Consider the following 17,252-nt stretch of genomic DNA (forward strand, 5'->3'; position numbering starts at 1 on the left):
ATGCTTAGTTTATCCAGCCTGTATTCTGTTTCAGATTAGGGTTTCTTTCAATTTCAACCTGAGGAATTGGCCAGGTATAAATATAATCACCTTTAAACGAGTATGGATATACTGTATTTCCCCAGATTTGTTTAACCCCATTACCGGCATAGAAAACTTTGTCTTTCCAGCTTTTCCAGCGCAGCTCATCAAAATAATTAATCCCTTCGTTTGGAAACTCCACACGGCGTTCATTACGGATACGCTCTCTTAAATCAGTCTGATCACTTACATAAGTTGGCAATGAACCATTGCCCATCTGCAGTACAGCAGCACCAGCCCTGCTTCTTACTTCATTAACTTTTGCAATCGCATCACCAGTAGATCCCTGCTCATTCAAAGCTTCTGCCCACATCAGCAATACGTCTGCATACCGGATAACCGGAAAGTCTGTAGGACCATAAGATCTGTTCAGCGTCTCAGCAGTTCCTTCATAAACAAACTTTCTGTATAAATAATAGAAATAACTTTGCGTATCAGTTCTAAGATCTCCGTTTAACGCAGCCTCTGAACGGTATGGCCATCTCGAAGTCACTGTTGCATTTAAACCGCTGTATACGCCAACATAAGTAGAGTACGGTGTAATTACATTGGCCGCCAGACGCGGATCACGATTAGTATAAGCCTGTAAAATACGTGCTTCATTACCCGCAGGGAGATAAAGACTCATTTTAGCCCCTCTTGTTGCTGCCGCAGCAATTTCAGCAGCAGTCAGGTTATTTCTTAAAAAATAAACTTCTCTTTCTGCAACAGATAAAGCAGAATATCCAGGAAGCACACGCTCCCAGTTAAATTTGGAACCATCAGCATTTTCATACAGGTCAACCAGATTTGGAGATACATGATAAGTATTCCAGCATGAACCAAAAGATGATCTTGTACCACAGAAAAACTGTGTTGTAGAACCTGAGTTTGCTACTCCGATATTCTGAATAGAAAAGATCATTTCATTACTTTGTTCATTAGCAGTTTTAAACAGCGCCTGATAATTGTTAAATAATCCATAACCCGCATCTTTAACTTTACTGAAGTCGGCAGCTGCCAGAGCCCATTTCTGCTGATATAAATAAGCTTTACCACGCATTGCATAAGCAGCTCCTTTAGTGGCATGACCATAGGCAGCATTACCGGCAGCGTATCTGTCCGGCAGATTAGGTTCTGCAATACAAGCCGTCAGATCTGCAATAACCTGTGTCCAGACTTCCTCTTCTGTAGAACGGCCACGGGTAGCATCATCAGCTAAGAAAGGTTCCAGGTAAATAGGCACACCTTTATACAGCTGGTTTAACCTCATGTAGAAATAAGCTCTTAAAAACTTTGCTTCTGCTACATAGCGACTCTTTTTCGCATCGGCGGATGGAGATTTAACCGGGATGTTTTTGATGGCATCATTAGCCCGCTGAATCCCTTCATACATATTTTTCCAGGTATCGCTGAAAGCTGAATTACCTGTGGTAATTGTCCCGGCCATCATGACTTCTGAACCACTCGTCTGCCCGGTCAAACCAAAACGGTCCAGCTGATACAGTTCAAGTCCGGATGCACCGGAAGTATTGATTCCCAGACGCAGTGCATTATAAACCCCACTGATTCCCAGATCGGTCAGGTTATCGGTAGTCCACATTTTTTCTGCATCCACTGCCGAAGAAGGTGCAGTTTCCAGTAAGTTTTTTTTACATCCTGACAGTACAACCAGGGTTAGTATAATTGATAAAATCTTTTTCATTTCTTTCTCCCTTAAAAAGTAACATTTAAACCTAATGTATACTGACGCATAGTTGGATAACTTACACCGGCATACTGCCCGCCAGAAACGCCCAGCTCAGGATCAAGTCCCGGAAACTTGGTAATAGTAAACAGGTTCTCGCCCGAAACATACAATCTTACCCTGCTCATCCCAGCCTTTTTAGACAGACTTTCAGGAAGCGTATAACCTAACTGCACATTTTTCAGTTTTACATAAGAGGCGTTATACAAATAAAAATCACTGGCTACACCAGAGTTCTGAACGTCAGTAGTGTTTTTAAGTCTTGGATAACGGGCATTGATGTTATTAGCCGGATCAGCAGGATTAGCCGGATTATAATAATAGTGATCGTTTGCAATTAATGTACTCACTGCATTACCCAGGGATACAATTGAACTGTTATAACCGATGGCATTCCAGTAATATTTCATCCCTGCACTACCTGCCCATAACATGAAAATATCAAAACCTTTATAACCAAAATTAAGCTGCAGACCAAAGTTGTATTTTGGTGTCGCAGAAACATTGGCAAAAGTCTGGTCATAAGTATTACCATAAATACCGTCTCCGTTATTATCTGCATAAATCAGGTCTCCATAAGTAATACTTGTTTTACCTGCTGCCCCGCCTGTTGGCTGAAAAGTGTAACCGGCAGCAACCATACTTTGTAACCAGGCCAGATCCTGAGGTGTCCTGATCATCCCATCCCTGGGTCCACCGTTAATATTCAGCGTCCCGTCTGCATTATTATAAGAACCATTTCCTTTATACACATTATACAGGTAATACTGATTAGCCGGTTGTCCTTCCAGGATACGGGTTATTGTACCATTGGAGACACTGCCCAGATTTGAAGTATATACCTGATTGCCATTGGCATCGGTTGTATAGCCTTGCTGTAAAGCCCCTTTATATTTGCGGACTCTGTTAAAATTATAAGCAAAGTTTCCTGTCGCACCATATTTGAAATCACCTGATTTTCCATTATAGCCCAAAGTCACCTCTATACCTTTATTGGAGATCTCCGCGATATTTTTAGTTGCGGCCGTTGCTGTACCTACAGTTAATGGAATAGTTGGCACATATAGAATCCCTTCTGTAAATTTATTGTACAGGTCAACTTCAAAATTAACAGCTCCTTTGAAAAGTGTTCCGTCTAAACCAAGATTGGTTACAGTAGTTGTTTCCCATTGCAGATCTCTGTTGGCAAACTTTGACTGAATCAGACCGGTAACCGGTAATCCATTAAAAGAGTATGGTGTAGAACCATATACAGCCTTATAATCGTAGTTTCCGAGTGACGCATCGGCATTCATGACGTTATTACCTGTTTTTCCCCATGATGCGCGTAATTTCAGATTACCTACGTACTCATTTATATTTTTCATAAACGGCTCCTGCGAAATACGCCATCCTGCAGAGAAAGCCGGGAAAAATCCCCAGCGGTTACCCGGAGCAAACTTTGAAGAACCATCATAGCGGAAAACACCTTCCAGCAGGTACTTGCTCCTGTAAGCATAGTTTAAACGACCAAAAAAGGAACGGATCGCATAATCATAGGCATCCCCATTGATGGAGGTCATAGTGGTTGCAGAACCCAGTGTGGTTATGGATTCATCAATCAGACCTTGTTTGGTAGCATCCCAGTTATAATAATTATAGTAATTCTGATTATACCCTAATAAAACACCCAGATCATGTTTTTCGGCAATAGTTGTATTATACCTCAAAACGTTATCAATCGTGGTGCTGTAATTTTTATTGAAAAGATAGGTAGTACTCAGCTGATCAGGAGTTGTTGCAGCAACTTTCAATGTATTGCTGGCAAAATTCCATTTTTCAAAAGTGTTGCTGTAAGAGTTTTTTTCTTCAAAACGGGTCTGATAATTAAAACGGGTCTCAAAACTCAAGCCCTTTAAGAGCGCAAAATTTGCGAATACTGTGGTATTAAATCTGGATTCCTGATCTTTTCCGCCAGTGCTGTACAGATAGGTAGAAATATTATTGGCAGTAGCCGATTCTTCAGCTGCTGCAGGAAAACCATATAGTCCGTTATAAACCGGATAAACGCCTGGTGTAGTCTGACGAAGAAAGTTAAACGCATTCACTGTACTTGCCATTCCATAGTTTTGCAAAGAAGCAAAGGTCTGTGTCCCTAAAGTCAGGACCTTATTTACTTTGGTCTGCAGGTTAACTCTTAGCTGAAAACGGTCTGTACCTGTATTAGCCATCGTACCCGGATTATTTAAATATCCTGCTGAAAGCAAAAACTGAGTGTTTTCTGATCCGCCGTTCAGGGAAAGATTGTGCTGCTGAACCAGGTTGTGTTCAAAAATTGCTTTTGCCCAGTCCGTATTCGGATAAGCAACACGGTTTGGAATTCCCTGTGCAGTTAATCCATCAGGGTCAGCATTGGCAGAAGCCCATAAAGCCTTAGTGGTCTCGGTATAAACCGGAGTCTGCCCAAGATTACGGTAACCTTCATTCACCAGATTCATATGCGTGATATAATCTGTGACAAATCCAGGCATATTAGCTGGTTTTGCAATGGAGAACATACTGTTGTAATTGACGCTGATTTTTCCCTTAGCCCCTTTTTTGGTGGTAATCAGAATTACTCCGTTTGCAGCCAGTGATCCATAAATTGATGCCGCAGCGGCATCCTTTAATAAGGACATACTTTCCACATCATTAGGATTAACCGCATCCATAGTACCGGCAATACCATCAATAATCACTAAAGGATTATTGTTGTTTAAAGTTCCCGCTCCCCTGATCCGGATAGTAGCTCCGTCACTGCCAGGTTTACCAGAACTTTGGTTTACTGCAATACCAGCACTTAAGCCGGCCAGACCGGAAGATAAATTGGTAATCGGACGATTCTCCAGTGACTTAGCATTAATGGTTGCAATCGAACCAATCACATTCACTTTCTTCTGTGTACCGTATCCTACCACTACCACTTCATTCAAACCGGTACTGGTACTGCGGAGGTTTACATTTAAGATGGCATTACCACCAGCAGCTATGGTTTGTGTTGTAAAACCTATTGCTGTAAATACCAGTTCAGACTTTCCGTCTGCCTGAATTTTATACTGGCCATTTGAATCAGTTTGTGTTGACTTCGAAGTTCCTTTCACCTGAATAGAAACACCCGGGACAGGTAGTTTCTGCTCATCAGTAACAGTCCCTGAAATTACTTTGCTTTGCGCAAATAAAGATAAAGGTGATATCAAAGTTAGTGTACTACAGAAAAGCACAGTAAACATTAAGCTACACCTAATTACATTAAGGTATAATTTCTTCATAATTGATTTTATTTGGTTAGGTTCTTTATGCTGCTTCTCATCCTGAACAGTGATAACATCATATAGCAAACATATAGGTAAGGGGGAATGCGGAGGGGGTAATTTTATAAATTAATAGGGGTGTTTTTCTAATAATTTAGTTTATAATTGCGTAAACAGGCTGTTTATCACCTATTGTTAAGAAAAAACAAAACCATGCTCTTCAAATCAAAACACTTCATCTTATCATGTTTGTTTTTTTGTCTTATCAGCAGTAAAATCAAAGCACAGCAACCTATCTTTTTTGATCATTTAAATATTGAAAAAGGTCTGTCGCAGAATGCAGTACTTGCTGTTACCCAGGACCAGGATGGATTTATCTGGCTGGGAACCCGTCATGGCCTGAACCGTTATGATGGTTACCGGTTTAAAGTCTATCTGACAAATCCCGCTGACAGTACCTCTTTAAAAAACGATTATATCAATACACTTTTCCGGGATCATGCAGGTTCACTGTGGATAGGGACCGATTTTGGTTTACATAAATACAACAGTAAAAAAGAATCATTTGAATTTATCGGTGATCAGTCTAAACATAAGGCCAGCCCTGATCAGAAAGTCAACTGTATTTATGAAGATAAATCAGGAAATTTATGGATAGGCACAATATCAGGCCTGAAATTATTGCCAGCCAAAAACAGAAAAGCTTATACCCATTCCGTTTTTGCAGGTAAAAATCAGCTGCCATCTGGTAATATCAGAAGTGTTTATCAGGACCATCTGGGTGCTATCTGGGTTGGCACATCCAACGGCTTAACCAGAATTACCCTTCATCAGGGACGAGAGCAGCTGGAACACTTCAAAAACAATATGCTTTCCGGAGCTGTCAGTGATAACTTTATCACCAGTATGATCGAAGACAAAGAAAAGAATCTCTGGATCGGCACACAGAATGGCGGGATTAACCGATATAACCGCCCGGCAAACAATTTTACTGCTTTCAAACATACCAGCGATCCTAAAAGTATAATCAGCAATGTAATCCGCAACATGATCCTGGATCAGTCCGGGAATCTCTGGATTGGGAGCCTTGAAGGGGTGAGCATTATGAATCCCGGAACTTTAACTGCGGTTTCTTATCAGAATGCGCCCGAAAATAAAAAAAGCCTGAGTCAGAACTCTGTTTACAGTTTGTTCAAAGATAAAAATGAGTCCATCTGGATTGGTACTTATTTTGGCGGAGTGAATATCGCTTATCCCTATATTACTCATTTTATCAGTTACCAGAAAAACAAGTATGAATCCAGTATAAGTAATAATGTAGTCAGCTCTATAGTTGAAGACAGACAAAAAAACCTCTGGATAGGAACTGAAGGCGGTGGTGTCAATTATTATAACCGGAAAACCGGCCAGTATACCGCTTACCAGAGCAGCAACTCCCCTTCTGCTCTGGGCTCAAATCTGGTAAAATCCATATACGAAGATAAAAACGGAAATATCTGGATAGGGACTCATGGTGGTGGTCTGAATCTGTTCAATCCAAAAACACAGTCATTTAAGCGGTTTTTATATCATCCAAAAGATCCGGTGGCCGATGAGATCATAGCGATTACTGAAGATCAGCAGCAGCGGTTATGGGTAGGCACACAGAAAAATGGCATACTGCTCTCCAATCCGCAAAAGACACAATTCAGCCCGCTGAATCTCCCTGTGGTGACAGCGAAACTGAAAAACAAGTCAGATTACGTATTTCTGCAGGATCAGACGCATCATACATGGATTGGAACATCAGATGGTCTGTTTGTATTAAATCAAAAGCGAAACCTGCTTGTCAGTTTCAAAATGGGTTTACAAAAAAGTCTGAAATCCAGCAATATCAACTGTATTGCACAACGTAAAAATGGTGAAATCTGGATCGGTACTTATTATGGGGGGCTAAGTTATTATGATCAGAAAAACAACCGTTTTATTAACTATACAGAAGAAAACGGTTTACCTAATAATAATGTATTCGGTATTATGGAAGATGATGCCGGAAATTTATGGGTCAGTACCAGTAATGGTGTTTCTATGTTTAACCCTGTCTTAAAAACCTTTAAAAACTACAATTCCAGGGATGGCTTACCGGGAAATGAGTTTAACAAAAATGCCTATCTGAAGAGTTCGGGCGGAGAATTGTTTTTTGGTGGTTACAACGGGTTTACAGGCTTCTTTACCAACAAGATACAAACCAATACCAAACCATCAGAAATTGTACTTACAGGTCTTAAATTAGATAATCAGTTTGTCAGCATAAATGGCCGGGATGAACTGACTTTTCATCATGATGAAAATACCATTACACTTGATTTTGCACTGCTCAATTATATTAAACCAGAGAAAAACAGATATAGCTATAAACTGACAGGTTTTGAAAAGAACTGGAACACGGTAAATACCCCTACGGCAAGTTACACTAATCTGCCACCAGGAAACTACGTCTTTCAGGTTAAGGGAATGAATAACGATGGTATACCCGGCCTGAACATCAGAAAACTAAAAATCAATATCCTTCCCCCATTTTATTTAACCTGGTGGGCTTATTTATTTTACGGCTGTCTGGCCACAGGGATAATCATCCTGCTGCTGCGTTATTTACTGATCAGGGCAGTACTTAAAAATGAAAAAGAAAGCAATGCCCATAAACTAGAGTTTTTCACCAATATATCTCATGAAATAAGAACACCCTTAACCCTGATCGTGTCACCTTTAGAAAAGATTATTGAAGAAAACAGAGAACAGCCCGTTTTACATAAAGAACTCTCTTTAATTAAAAACAATGCAGACCGTCTAATGCGTCTGACTACCGAATTACTGGATTTCAGAAAGGCCGAAAGTGGTAAAATGGTTTTACAGGTCAGCCCGGGTAATCTGGCTAAATTCTGCAGGGAGATCTTTCTTGTCTTTCAAAACATGGCTACACTGAAGCAGATTAATTATAATTTTCATACCCGGGAAGAAGACATACCATTGTATTTTGATAAGGTACAGTTAGAAAAAGTCTTGTTTAACCTGCTCTCCAACGCGTTTAAATTTACACCAGAAAACGGGCAGGTCAGTATGGAGCTAAAAACCGGAAACGGTAGTGTTAAAATTGAGGTAGTTAATAGTGGAAAAGGCATTCCCTATGAAAATCAGGCTAATCTGTTTAATAGTTTTTATCAGGTAAACCAGGGTGGAAATATTGGTACAGGTCTGGGCCTTTCTTTTTCCAGAAGTATCACCGCACTCCATCACGGAAAAATATACTTCGAAAGTACACCAGATCCTAATGGAACTGACGGACATACCTGTTTTACAGTAGAGCTGCAAACTGGTAAAGACCACTTTAAACCAGCAGAACTGATTACAGATTATATCTATTATGATGATGCTGTAAATTATAACAACCCAGAAGATTTGTATCCAAACACAAATCCGGATACCTCTTTGTTTACGCCCTATATCCCCTCTCTTTTCACAGCAACAGCTACTGATTCAAATACACTGCACCCGGTTAATAAACACACGCTGCTTTTGGTTGAAGACAATGCCGAAATCAGAAGATTTGTCAAAGATGCACTTTCTGCCAGTTACCATATCCACGAATGTGAAGACGGACTATGCGGATGGGAGACAGCTCCTGATTTAATACCAGACCTGATTATAAGCGATGTAATGATGCCAAACATGGATGGACTGGAGTTTTGCAGGAGAATCAAAACAGATGAAAGAACCAGCCATATCCCGGTTATCTTACTTACGGCACGATCTGCTTATATCCACCAGATCAGTGGCCTGGAAACAGGTGCAGATGCCTATATTATCAAACCATTCCATATTAAGCTGCTCCAGTTAAATATAGAAAACCTGCTGAATGCAAGGGAAAAACTGCGGCTGAAATATGGTCAGACGATTACACTTGAGCCCAAAAGCCTGATCATCAATACCACCGAACAGACTTTTTTACATAATCTGATCAAAATTATTGAGAAACATATCAGCGATACTGATTTCGGTGTGCCGGATCTGGCAGCTGAGATAGGGATGAGCCAGCCCGTACTGTATAAAAAAATCAGGTCACTGACAGATCAGTCGGTCAACGATTTCATTAAATCTTTCCGGTTAAAACAAGCTGCAAGACTGCTTAAAGCCGGAGGATTAACGATCTCAGAGATTGCTTACAGTGTGGGTTTTAATGACCGGAAATACTTTAGCCTGGAGTTTAAAAAGCAATTCGGAATCAGCCCTACAGAGTATATTCAGCATGGTCTTCCGGAAGAGTGACCCATTACCGGTTAATGGATCACTGAAACTTACAAATCGGTAATAGGTCTGTATTTAGGCACCAGGGTCTTCATCACTGTCCAGGCTACAATATAAGACACTGCACAGATGGTAAACATAATCGTATAGCCGGTCTGGGTATGTCCCAGTGCTTTATAATGGTCAAAAAGTGAACCGCCCAGTTTAGACATAAATACCCCGCCCAGACCACCAGCCATACCACCAATCCCAATCACCGAGCCTATAGACTTTTTAGGGAACATGTCCGATACCGTTGTAAATATATTGGCAGACCATGCCTGATGCGCTGAAGCACCTATGCCGATTAAAATGACCGGAATCCATACGCTGATATGTCCCAATGGCTGAGCTGCCAGTACCACTAATGGAAAAAGGGCAATAATCAGCATGGCTTTCATCCTTCCATCATAAGGCGCATAACCCTTTTTGATAAAGTACATCGGGAACCATCCTCCACCGACACTTCCAATCATGGTCATACTGTATAATACGGCCAGAGGAATCATAATTGCAGTATCGTCCATACCATACTGAACTTTTAAATAAGAAGGCAGCCAGAACAAAAAGAACCACCATACTCCGTCTGTCATAAATTTGCCCAGACTGAAAGCCCAGGTCTGTCTGTATTTTAACAGGCTGACCCAGGATACCTTTTCGGCTGCTTCGGTTGTTGAAGAGTGAACAACAGCCTGCTGATCAGGATCACATAAAATATAGTCCAGTTCTGCTGCAGACATCCGCTTCTGCTTTTCCGGTTTTTCATAAAACAGGAACCAGAAGATCAGCCATATAAAACCTACCGCCCCAATAATCAGGAACGCAGCTTCCCAACCCCAGGTATGCGCAATCCAGGGAACAGTCAGCGGAGCTAATACCGCACCTACATTTGCCCCGGAATTAAAGATACCGGTTGCCAGTGAACGTTCCTTTTTTGGAAAATATTCGGCTGTAGCCTTAATTGCCGCCGGAAAATTCCCGGATTCACCAAAACCTAAAACTGCTCTGGAAAAGATAAAACCCAATACTGAAACCGAAACCCCGGTAATTCCCATCAATCCTAACATAGCTGCCAGACCATGCCCTACAGGAATAGCTTTGGCATGCAGAATAGCCCCTAATGACCAGACAATTAAAGCAACAGCATAACCCCATTTAGTTCCCAACCGGTCTACTATTCTACCTGCAAAAAGCATGGAGACCGCATAAACCAGCTGAAAGGCCGAAGTAATGTTGGCATAATCACTGTTAGTCCAGTTGAATTCTGCTTCCAATCTTGAATGCAGCAGACTAAGCACCTGACGATCAAGATAATTCACTGTTGTAGCAAAAAACAACAGGGCACAGACCGTCCAACGGTAATTGCTCATTCTGGTCTCTTTCATTATATTTGGTTTTGGTTGGTTTGGTTGACAGCGTTTTATCTGGTGGCTTTCACCATTTCTATAGTCGTTTGTGTACGGATAGCTAATTCATTATAATTTCTTGTTTCCAGGATCTCTTTGCTTATCAGTTTACTTCCCATCCCTACTGCGCAAACACCGGATTTAAACCATTTAGTCATATTCTCTTCTTCAATCTCCACCCCGCCTGTCGGGATAAAAAGCTGCCCCGGAAATACCTCTTTCACAGAAGACAGATAAACCGGGCCCAGTACATTTGCCGGGAATAGTTTAATAATACCTGCCTTTAACTGATGGGCTGTATTAATTTCTGTTGGCGTGAAACAGCCAGGTATCCATAATAAGCCTGCCTCATGAGCGATCTTTCCTACTTCGGCATCTACCACGGGACATACAATAAAATGCGCTCCCGCCTGGATAAAGTCCCTGGCTTCAGCTGTATTTTTAATTGTTCCGATACCCAGATGCAGATCTTTCATTTCTAGTTGCACTGCATCAATCAGGAAACGGAAATTTGTCAGTGCTGCGGGTCCCCTGTTGGTATATTCCAGAACCCTGATCCCGGATTGATATAATACGCGGATAATTTCCAGACTCACTTCTGCATCTTCATAGAAAAACAAAGGCAGCAGCCCCTGATCCGTTATCGCTTTTAAAGAACTCTCTTTAGTCTTCATAATTTCTTACTTTTTCTTTAATATCATTTGCTTTTACTGTAGTCGCATCGCCTTCCACAAAGAGTTTAGAGAAGGCAGCAGCAGTGGCAAATTCCAGTATTTCTGCTGCCGGTTTATCCTGGTAAAAACCATAGATCAGACCTGCCATATAACAGTCTCCACTGCCTACCTTATTTAAAATAGTTTCTGCCGAATACTGTTTGGATACCAGTAACTGATTTGCCGTAAACAGGGCGGAATAATACCTGACCCCTGCCCCTGCATCAAAACGAAATGTATTGGCTACCACCTTACATTTAGGAAAATCATTGATCAGCTGTTTAGCACTTACAGCTGCCTGCTGCAGATAAAGTTCTTTTTGATCAGCAATAGCCAGCTCCTGCGGAACGGGAATGCCCAGCATTTTCTCCGCAGCCCATAAATTCCCCATCACTACATCACAATACTGCACTAAACGCGGCAGAACCTCAATAGGCTCTTTACCATACTTCCAGAGTTTGGCTCTGTAATTCAGATCAACCGATATCCGGATATTGCGGGCAGAAGCTTCCCGTAAGGCTTCTTCACAAACCTCTGCAGCAGCTAAACTGACAGCAGGACATATCGCGCTGAAATGGAACCAGGACACATCTTTCAGTACTTCATCCCAGTTAATTGTTCCGGTTTTCAATGTGGCAAAGGATGAACCCGCCCGGTCATAAATGACCCCTGAATTTTTAAGATCCTTACCCTGATGTAAATAGTATAAGCCTACCCTTTCACCGGTATATTGAATTGCCGAAGTATCTATATTAAGCCCCTGGATATAAGCAGTGAGCTGTTCAGTTAAAGAATTGTCTGGCAGAGCTGTCAGATAAGCCGAAGGGATTCCCCATAAGGCCAGTGCCGTAGCTACATTTAATTCTGCACCACCAACATAAAACGGAAGGTTGTTATTTTTCAGCCAGTCTCCTTCTATATCCGGACAAATCCGCAGTAACAGCTCTCCAAAGTTCAGTACCTTTCCCATTTTTAAAATCTGATTATCTTAACTAAACACCTCCAAATACAGAAAAACCACCATCCACACAAATCATAGCACCTGTTACAAATTGTGAAGCATCACTCAGCAGCCAGATCAGTGCACCCTTTAATTCATCCGGATGCCCGAAACGCTTAAATGGTGTCTGTTTGATAGCCAGTCCTCCGCGGTCAGTATAACTGCCATCTGTATTGGTTAATAAGGTCCGGTTTTGTTCAGTAAGGAAAAATCCCGGTGCTATCGCATTCATGCGGATTGCTCCACCATAACGATTAGCCAGTTCTACGGCAAACCACTGATTATAATAGTCAACTCCGGCCTTTCCCAGATTATACCCCAGAACTTTGGTAATTACTCTTTTGGAATTCATTGAAGAGATATTTACGATACTTCCTTTTCCGGTAGCTGCAATTGATTCTCCAAAAATCTGGGTAGGAATAACCGTTCCCCATAAATTCAGATCCATGACTTGTTTCATTCCCTGCATGTTCATTTTGAAGATATCTTCTTCTGGCTGTAAAACACCCTCAGGCTGATTGCCTCCCGCGGCATTCACCAGACCATCAATCTTACCAAATTTGTCCAGAACTTCAGTTCTGCAGGAGATTAACTGGCTTTCGTCCATCACATCGGCTACCAGCGCCAGTGCTTTTCCGCCAGCGGCGTTAATTGCATCTGCACGCTCATGAGCAATCCTGGCATTCCTGCCTAAGATACCTACCGAAGCACCCGCTTCAACTACTGCATCTACAAAGGCCCCACCTAAAATCCCGGTACCTCCGGTCACTATAATGACCTTATCTTTTAAAGAGAAATTTTCCATTAGCGTATATCCTGAATTGCAACAGGGTCCATATCTGCATAATCAAGGTTTTCACCTCCCATGCCCCAGATAAAACTGTAATTTTTAGTACCACTGCCCGAATGAATACTCCATGGCGGAGAAACAATAGCATCGTGATTACCCATTAAAACGTGACGGGTTTCCTGTGGCTGGCCCATCAGATGAAACACGCGCTGATCTTCTGCGACATCAAAATAGAAATAAGCTTCCATCCTTCTGTCATGGGTATGTGCAGGCATGGTATTCCATACACTTCCATTAGCCAGAATAGTTAGGCCCATAACCAGCTGACTGCTTTGAATTCCGTCTCTGTGAATATATTTGATAATCCTGCGTTCGTTTGCAGTATCCAGACTACCCATTTCTGTAGAAACCGCATCAGCATGAGCTAATAAAGTAACCGGGTAAACCTGGTGTGCAGGAGTAGATAAACAGTAAAAAACTGCAGGACTGTCTGCATCTTTGCTTTTGAATTTCACGTCTTTCACCCCTTTTCCCAGGTATAAAGCATCCAGCTTATTGACTTCAAATGTCTTTCCGTCAGCTTCAATCAAACCAGGACCGCCAACATTGATAATCCCGACTTCCCGTCTTTCCAGAAAATAATCTGCCCGCAGATTTGAATAATTATCCAGCACTACGCTTTCAGTAACCGGATATACCAATCCCACAATCATCCTGTCATAATGGGTATAGGCAAAGTTAGCCTTGTTCTGTTCTTTTAAATCAGTCAGTAAAAATCTCGACCTGATTTTTTCAGTATCGTATGATTTAAAATCATCCGGATGTACCGGATGTAATACATTCATATCTTTCATTCGTTTCGGTTAATGTTATGCTGCACATAATGTGCTTCATTTTAATCTTTTAATAATTGTAATTCTATTTTTTCCCCGCAGGAATCAGGCTGGAGATCCAGTGAATCAGGTCAGTTCCTGCTTTTAAATTATCATATGGAGCAGCAAGTCTTTTTCCATCCACATACTCGTTATATAACCATGGATCACCAATAATGATTACCGATCCTTTACCATATGCTGACAGCGCTATAACGTTATTTCCCTCTCTGTCCTTCAGGACAGACTTTGCCGGAGCCGTAATGGCTAAACTACTGAATTCTTTGATAAACAGTTGTTTTGCAGTCTTAAATACAGGATCTCCTGCCGGCACCATGATCTTTCCCATCTCAAACTGATCGCCCGTCACCTTTCCTTTACTATCCTGATTAAACTGAACACCAAAGACTTTGGCCAGACTGTTGAAGTGTTCCAGCTCAGCATTGCCGACATCATTTCCCATTAAAACCAGTACACCTCCTTTTTTAACCCAGCCGGAAATCGTTTTAACGTAATCTGCCTCCATAAATTTAGGATCACTGCTTTCTTTTTCCGTATCCGGATCAACAATAATATAAACTGATGAACCTTTCAGGTTTTGCGCAGTCGGAGCAGCATAAAGTGTTGAAGTTTTAAATCCGGCTTTATTGAATTCTTTTCCCCACAGAGAAAAACCGCCGTTAGTCTGCTCTTCCCATTTATAATGCCAGGAGACCAGCTTGCCTGCCTGATCCTTTTTTGTTTCATTATTAAAATAGGAATCCAGCATTACTGTAAGGGAATCGGTCTTTTTATTTTGCGCATTGCTGTTTAAAGCAGCAAAGACTAGCATGCCCGAAACCATCAGGTGGAACTTGTTCATAAATATCTGGTTTATATTTTCATTTGCAACTCAAACAAGTCTACATAGTTTTACGCGCAGAATGAAATAAAAGGCCATAAAATATTGTGCAATCGTTCCCGGCACACCAGAAATTATATGTAGACTTGTATGATTTAAATATCCGCAACGGACGTTATGTTTGAGCCCTTTACCTTAAAAGATATAGCCAAGGCCCTGGGCCTTTCCACCTCTACTGTTTCAAGAGCTTTACGTGACACTCACGAAATCAGTCCGGAAACCAAAAAGCTTGTCCTTGAATATGCGCAGCAGATCAATTACCGTCCAAACCCTATTGCCTTAAGTTTAAAAGAACGCAGAAGCAAATCGATCGGAGTTTCACTCAGTGAAGTAGCCAATCAATATTTTGCCCAGGTGGTCAATGGTATAGAATCCATAGCCTATGACCGTGGCTATCATGTCATTATTACACAGACACATGAATTCTACGAAAGGGAAAAAATCAATATACAGCATCTGGCATCCAGATCAGTAGATGGTCTTTTAGTCTCTTTATCGGCCGAAACTACCGATACTGCCTATCTCCAGAATTTACATCAGAGAGGTTTGCCCATCGTATTTTTTGACCGGGTAACCGATCAGATCAAAACACATCAGATTATAGCCAACAATGAAAAAGGTTCCTTTGAAGCTACTGAGTATCTGATTAATCAGGGCTGTAAACGCATTGCCCATTTAACCAGTTCAGCTCATTTATCTATAAGTGTAGAGCGCTTAAACGGCTATAAACAAGCTTTAGCAAAATATAATCTTCCATTTAATGAAGCTTATGTGAAGTATTGCGCCCATGGAGGCATGTTTCAGGATGAAACAGCAACTGCGATTAAGGAACTGATGAACCTGAAAGAAAAACCCGATGGTATTTTTGCAGGCAGTGATCGCCTGAGTATAGGTACACTGGTTGTCTTTAAAGAACTGAAAATTAAAGTGCCCCGGGAAATGATTATTGCAGGATTTTGTAATGCCGATGTACTGGATCTGATGTCCCCTACACTGACCTCGGTTCGTCAGCCGGCTTTTGAGATGGGACAAATCGCTACAGATATGCTGCTCAATTTAATAGAAAGCAAGTATCCGGTTTATGACTTCGAAAAGAAAATACTGGATACGAGCTTGTCTGTACGTGGCAATTAAAGTTTAAAGCTGAAATTAATCAACGTGGAATGCACGTCTGGCAATGATTTTCCAGTCTTTTTTCTCTTTCTTTAAAACCAGTACAATGCCCAGACTGATATGTGCAGGTTTTCCTCCATCATTGGTATCAGCAATCAGCACATGACGTACTATAGCTACATTATTCTGTACAGTAACTGATTGTTTAGTGAGCTCAATAGTTTTAAAATCCGATCTTTTTGAGGTAATATCATCAATAAAAGCTGCCTTGTTCTGAATTTTACCACCAGAATGACCATAGGTTAAATCTGCAGAGGTTACACTTTCCAGGTCAGACCTGTTACCGCTGATCATCGCAGCTCTTAATTTTTCAACTACAGCAGCAACTTCAGTTTCGTCTTTGGTAGCAGCTTCAGGTGTTCCCTGCTGGGCTCTGACCAGCACACAGGAAATGATCAGGAAGAAAGAAAGGAGTAATTTTTTCATGTTTATAGATTTGGTTTTTAAGTTTTAGAATCCGGAAAAATTAAGCCGGAAAAATTGTTTAAGCATCACATATTGACCGGCTCAAATTAATCGTTAATTATCATTAATATTATATAAAAAAACAAAACGTATGAAAAAGTTACTTTTAGCATTTGCCTTTGCTGCTGCAGTACTTCCTGTAGTTGCACAAACAGCTGCCCCTGCTGCGGCACCAAAACAACAGGTAGCAGTAAAAGCACCTAAAGTGGTTCAGAAGGTACAGGTTCCTGCTGCTCAGCGCGCTATCCCGTATAGCAAAGAGCTGCAACAAAAGCTGGCTTTAAACGATGCCCAGTATACTAAGATTTTAGCTGTAAACACCGAATGTATCAATAAAAAAGATGCACTTAAACAGGCAGATCAGCAAAAAGGCGGCGGATCTAAAGAAATAGCTCAATATCGCATGGAGCAATATAAAACTATTCTTACACCAGACCAGCTGGCTAAACTGAAAGCGCTGAATGCAGCACAAGGCACTAAACCAAAATCATAAAAAAAGAGCCATATCCTTAACAGGGATATGGCTCCATAAATAT

At 41.2% G+C, this 17,252-nt stretch carries 12 protein-coding genes; 3 read left to right on the forward strand and 9 right to left on the reverse strand.

Features of this window, described 5'->3' with window-relative positions; genetic code table 11:
- Positions 1-4: 4 nt before the first annotated feature.
- Complete coding sequence (locus PL_RS08280; protein WP_348621424.1) at positions 5-1,765, reverse strand: RagB/SusD family nutrient uptake outer membrane protein; 1,761 nt, start codon at positions 1,763-1,765, stop codon at positions 5-7.
- 11 nt (positions 1,766-1,776) lie between these two features.
- Positions 1,777-5,022, reverse strand: coding sequence for a SusC/RagA family TonB-linked outer membrane protein (locus tag PL_RS08285; RefSeq protein WP_052496216.1), 3,246 nt, complete (start codon positions 5,020-5,022; stop codon positions 1,777-1,779).
- Between the two features lie 267 nt (positions 5,023-5,289).
- Between PL_RS08285 and PL_RS08290 the strand changes: the two genes are divergently transcribed.
- Positions 5,290-9,378, forward strand: coding sequence for a hybrid sensor histidine kinase/response regulator transcription factor (locus PL_RS08290; protein ID WP_041880985.1), 4,089 nt, complete (start codon positions 5,290-5,292; stop codon positions 9,376-9,378).
- Positions 9,379-9,407: 29 nt separating this feature from the next.
- On the opposite strand, the gene PL_RS08295 is transcribed toward PL_RS08290, so the two are convergent.
- From PL_RS08295 to PL_RS08320, 6 genes are all read right to left on the reverse strand, one after another.
- On the reverse strand, positions 9,408-10,781 hold the full coding sequence (locus tag PL_RS08295; RefSeq protein WP_041880982.1) for an MFS transporter: 1,374 nt from the start codon (positions 10,779-10,781) through the stop codon (positions 9,408-9,410).
- A 35-nt stretch (positions 10,782-10,816) separates the two neighbouring features.
- Complete coding sequence (locus PL_RS08300; RefSeq protein ID WP_041880981.1) at positions 10,817-11,476, reverse strand: bifunctional 4-hydroxy-2-oxoglutarate aldolase/2-dehydro-3-deoxy-phosphogluconate aldolase; 660 nt, start codon at positions 11,474-11,476, stop codon at positions 10,817-10,819.
- Positions 11,466-12,485: a sugar kinase gene (locus PL_RS08305; protein WP_041880980.1), complete on the reverse strand. Its 1,020-nt coding sequence runs from the start codon at positions 12,483-12,485 to the stop codon at positions 11,466-11,468. Before PL_RS08305 ends, PL_RS08300 begins: the two co-directional genes overlap by 11 nt.
- A gap of 22 nt (positions 12,486-12,507) precedes the next feature.
- A complete protein-coding gene (locus PL_RS08310; protein ID WP_041880977.1) occupies positions 12,508-13,320 on the reverse strand; it encodes an SDR family oxidoreductase in 813 nt (270 codons plus the stop codon).
- Positions 13,320-14,159, reverse strand: coding sequence for a 5-dehydro-4-deoxy-D-glucuronate isomerase (kduI, locus tag PL_RS08315; RefSeq protein WP_200890720.1), 840 nt, complete (start codon positions 14,157-14,159; stop codon positions 13,320-13,322). The genes PL_RS08310 and kduI overlap by 1 nt, the downstream gene beginning before the upstream one ends.
- Positions 14,160-14,223: 64 nt before the next feature.
- On the reverse strand, positions 14,224-15,039 hold the full coding sequence (locus PL_RS08320; RefSeq protein WP_052496214.1) for a lacto-N-biose phosphorylase central domain-containing protein: 816 nt from the start codon (positions 15,037-15,039) through the stop codon (positions 14,224-14,226).
- A gap of 156 nt (positions 15,040-15,195) precedes the next feature.
- Here PL_RS08320 and PL_RS08325 point away from each other — a divergent pair, with 156 nt between their 5' ends.
- Complete coding sequence (locus PL_RS08325; RefSeq protein ID WP_041880974.1) at positions 15,196-16,212, forward strand: LacI family DNA-binding transcriptional regulator; 1,017 nt, start codon at positions 15,196-15,198, stop codon at positions 16,210-16,212.
- A gap of 15 nt (positions 16,213-16,227) precedes the next feature.
- Here PL_RS08325 and PL_RS08330 read toward each other — a convergent pair whose 3' ends face one another.
- A complete protein-coding gene (locus PL_RS08330) occupies positions 16,228-16,677 on the reverse strand; it encodes a nuclear transport factor 2 family protein (protein ID WP_041880973.1) in 450 nt (149 codons plus the stop codon).
- Between the two features lie 130 nt (positions 16,678-16,807).
- On the opposite strand from PL_RS08330, the gene PL_RS08335 reads away from it, so the two are divergent.
- Positions 16,808-17,209 (forward strand): hypothetical protein, encoded by a 402-nt coding sequence (locus PL_RS08335; protein WP_041880971.1) that lies wholly within the window; start codon positions 16,808-16,810, stop codon positions 17,207-17,209.
- The last annotated feature ends 43 nt before the right edge of the window (positions 17,210-17,252 follow it).

The organism is Pedobacter lusitanus, from assembly GCF_040026395.1.
Taxonomy (GTDB): Bacteria; Bacteroidota; Bacteroidia; order Sphingobacteriales; family Sphingobacteriaceae; genus Pedobacter; species Pedobacter lusitanus.

Excerpts from the sequence above, each read along its gene's own strand:
- PL_RS08280 (WP_348621424.1), bottom strand. The coding sequence starts at position 1,765 with ATGAAAAAGATTTTATCAATTATACTAACCCTGGTTGTACTGTCAGGA.
- PL_RS08290 (WP_041880985.1), top strand. The coding sequence starts at position 5,290 with ATGCTCTTCAAATCAAAACACTTCATCTTATCATGTTTGTTTTTTTGT.
- PL_RS08295 (WP_041880982.1), bottom strand. The coding sequence starts at position 10,781 with ATGAAAGAGACCAGAATGAGCAATTACCGTTGGACGGTCTGTGCCCTG.
- PL_RS08300 (WP_041880981.1), bottom strand. The coding sequence starts at position 11,476 with ATGAAGACTAAAGAGAGTTCTTTAAAAGCGATAACGGATCAGGGGCTG.
- PL_RS08305 (WP_041880980.1), bottom strand. The coding sequence starts at position 12,485 with ATGGGAAAGGTACTGAACTTTGGAGAGCTGTTACTGCGGATTTGTCCG.
- PL_RS08310 (WP_041880977.1), bottom strand. The coding sequence starts at position 13,320 with ATGGAAAATTTCTCTTTAAAAGATAAGGTCATTATAGTGACCGGAGGT.
- kduI (WP_200890720.1), bottom strand. The coding sequence starts at position 14,159 with ATGAAAGATATGAATGTATTACATCCGGTACATCCGGATGATTTTAAA.
- PL_RS08320 (WP_052496214.1), bottom strand. The coding sequence starts at position 15,039 with ATGAACAAGTTCCACCTGATGGTTTCGGGCATGCTAGTCTTTGCTGCT.
- PL_RS08325 (WP_041880974.1), top strand. The coding sequence starts at position 15,196 with ATGTTTGAGCCCTTTACCTTAAAAGATATAGCCAAGGCCCTGGGCCTT.
- PL_RS08330 (WP_041880973.1), bottom strand. The coding sequence starts at position 16,677 with ATGAAAAAATTACTCCTTTCTTTCTTCCTGATCATTTCCTGTGTGCTG.
- PL_RS08335 (WP_041880971.1), top strand. The coding sequence starts at position 16,808 with ATGAAAAAGTTACTTTTAGCATTTGCCTTTGCTGCTGCAGTACTTCCT.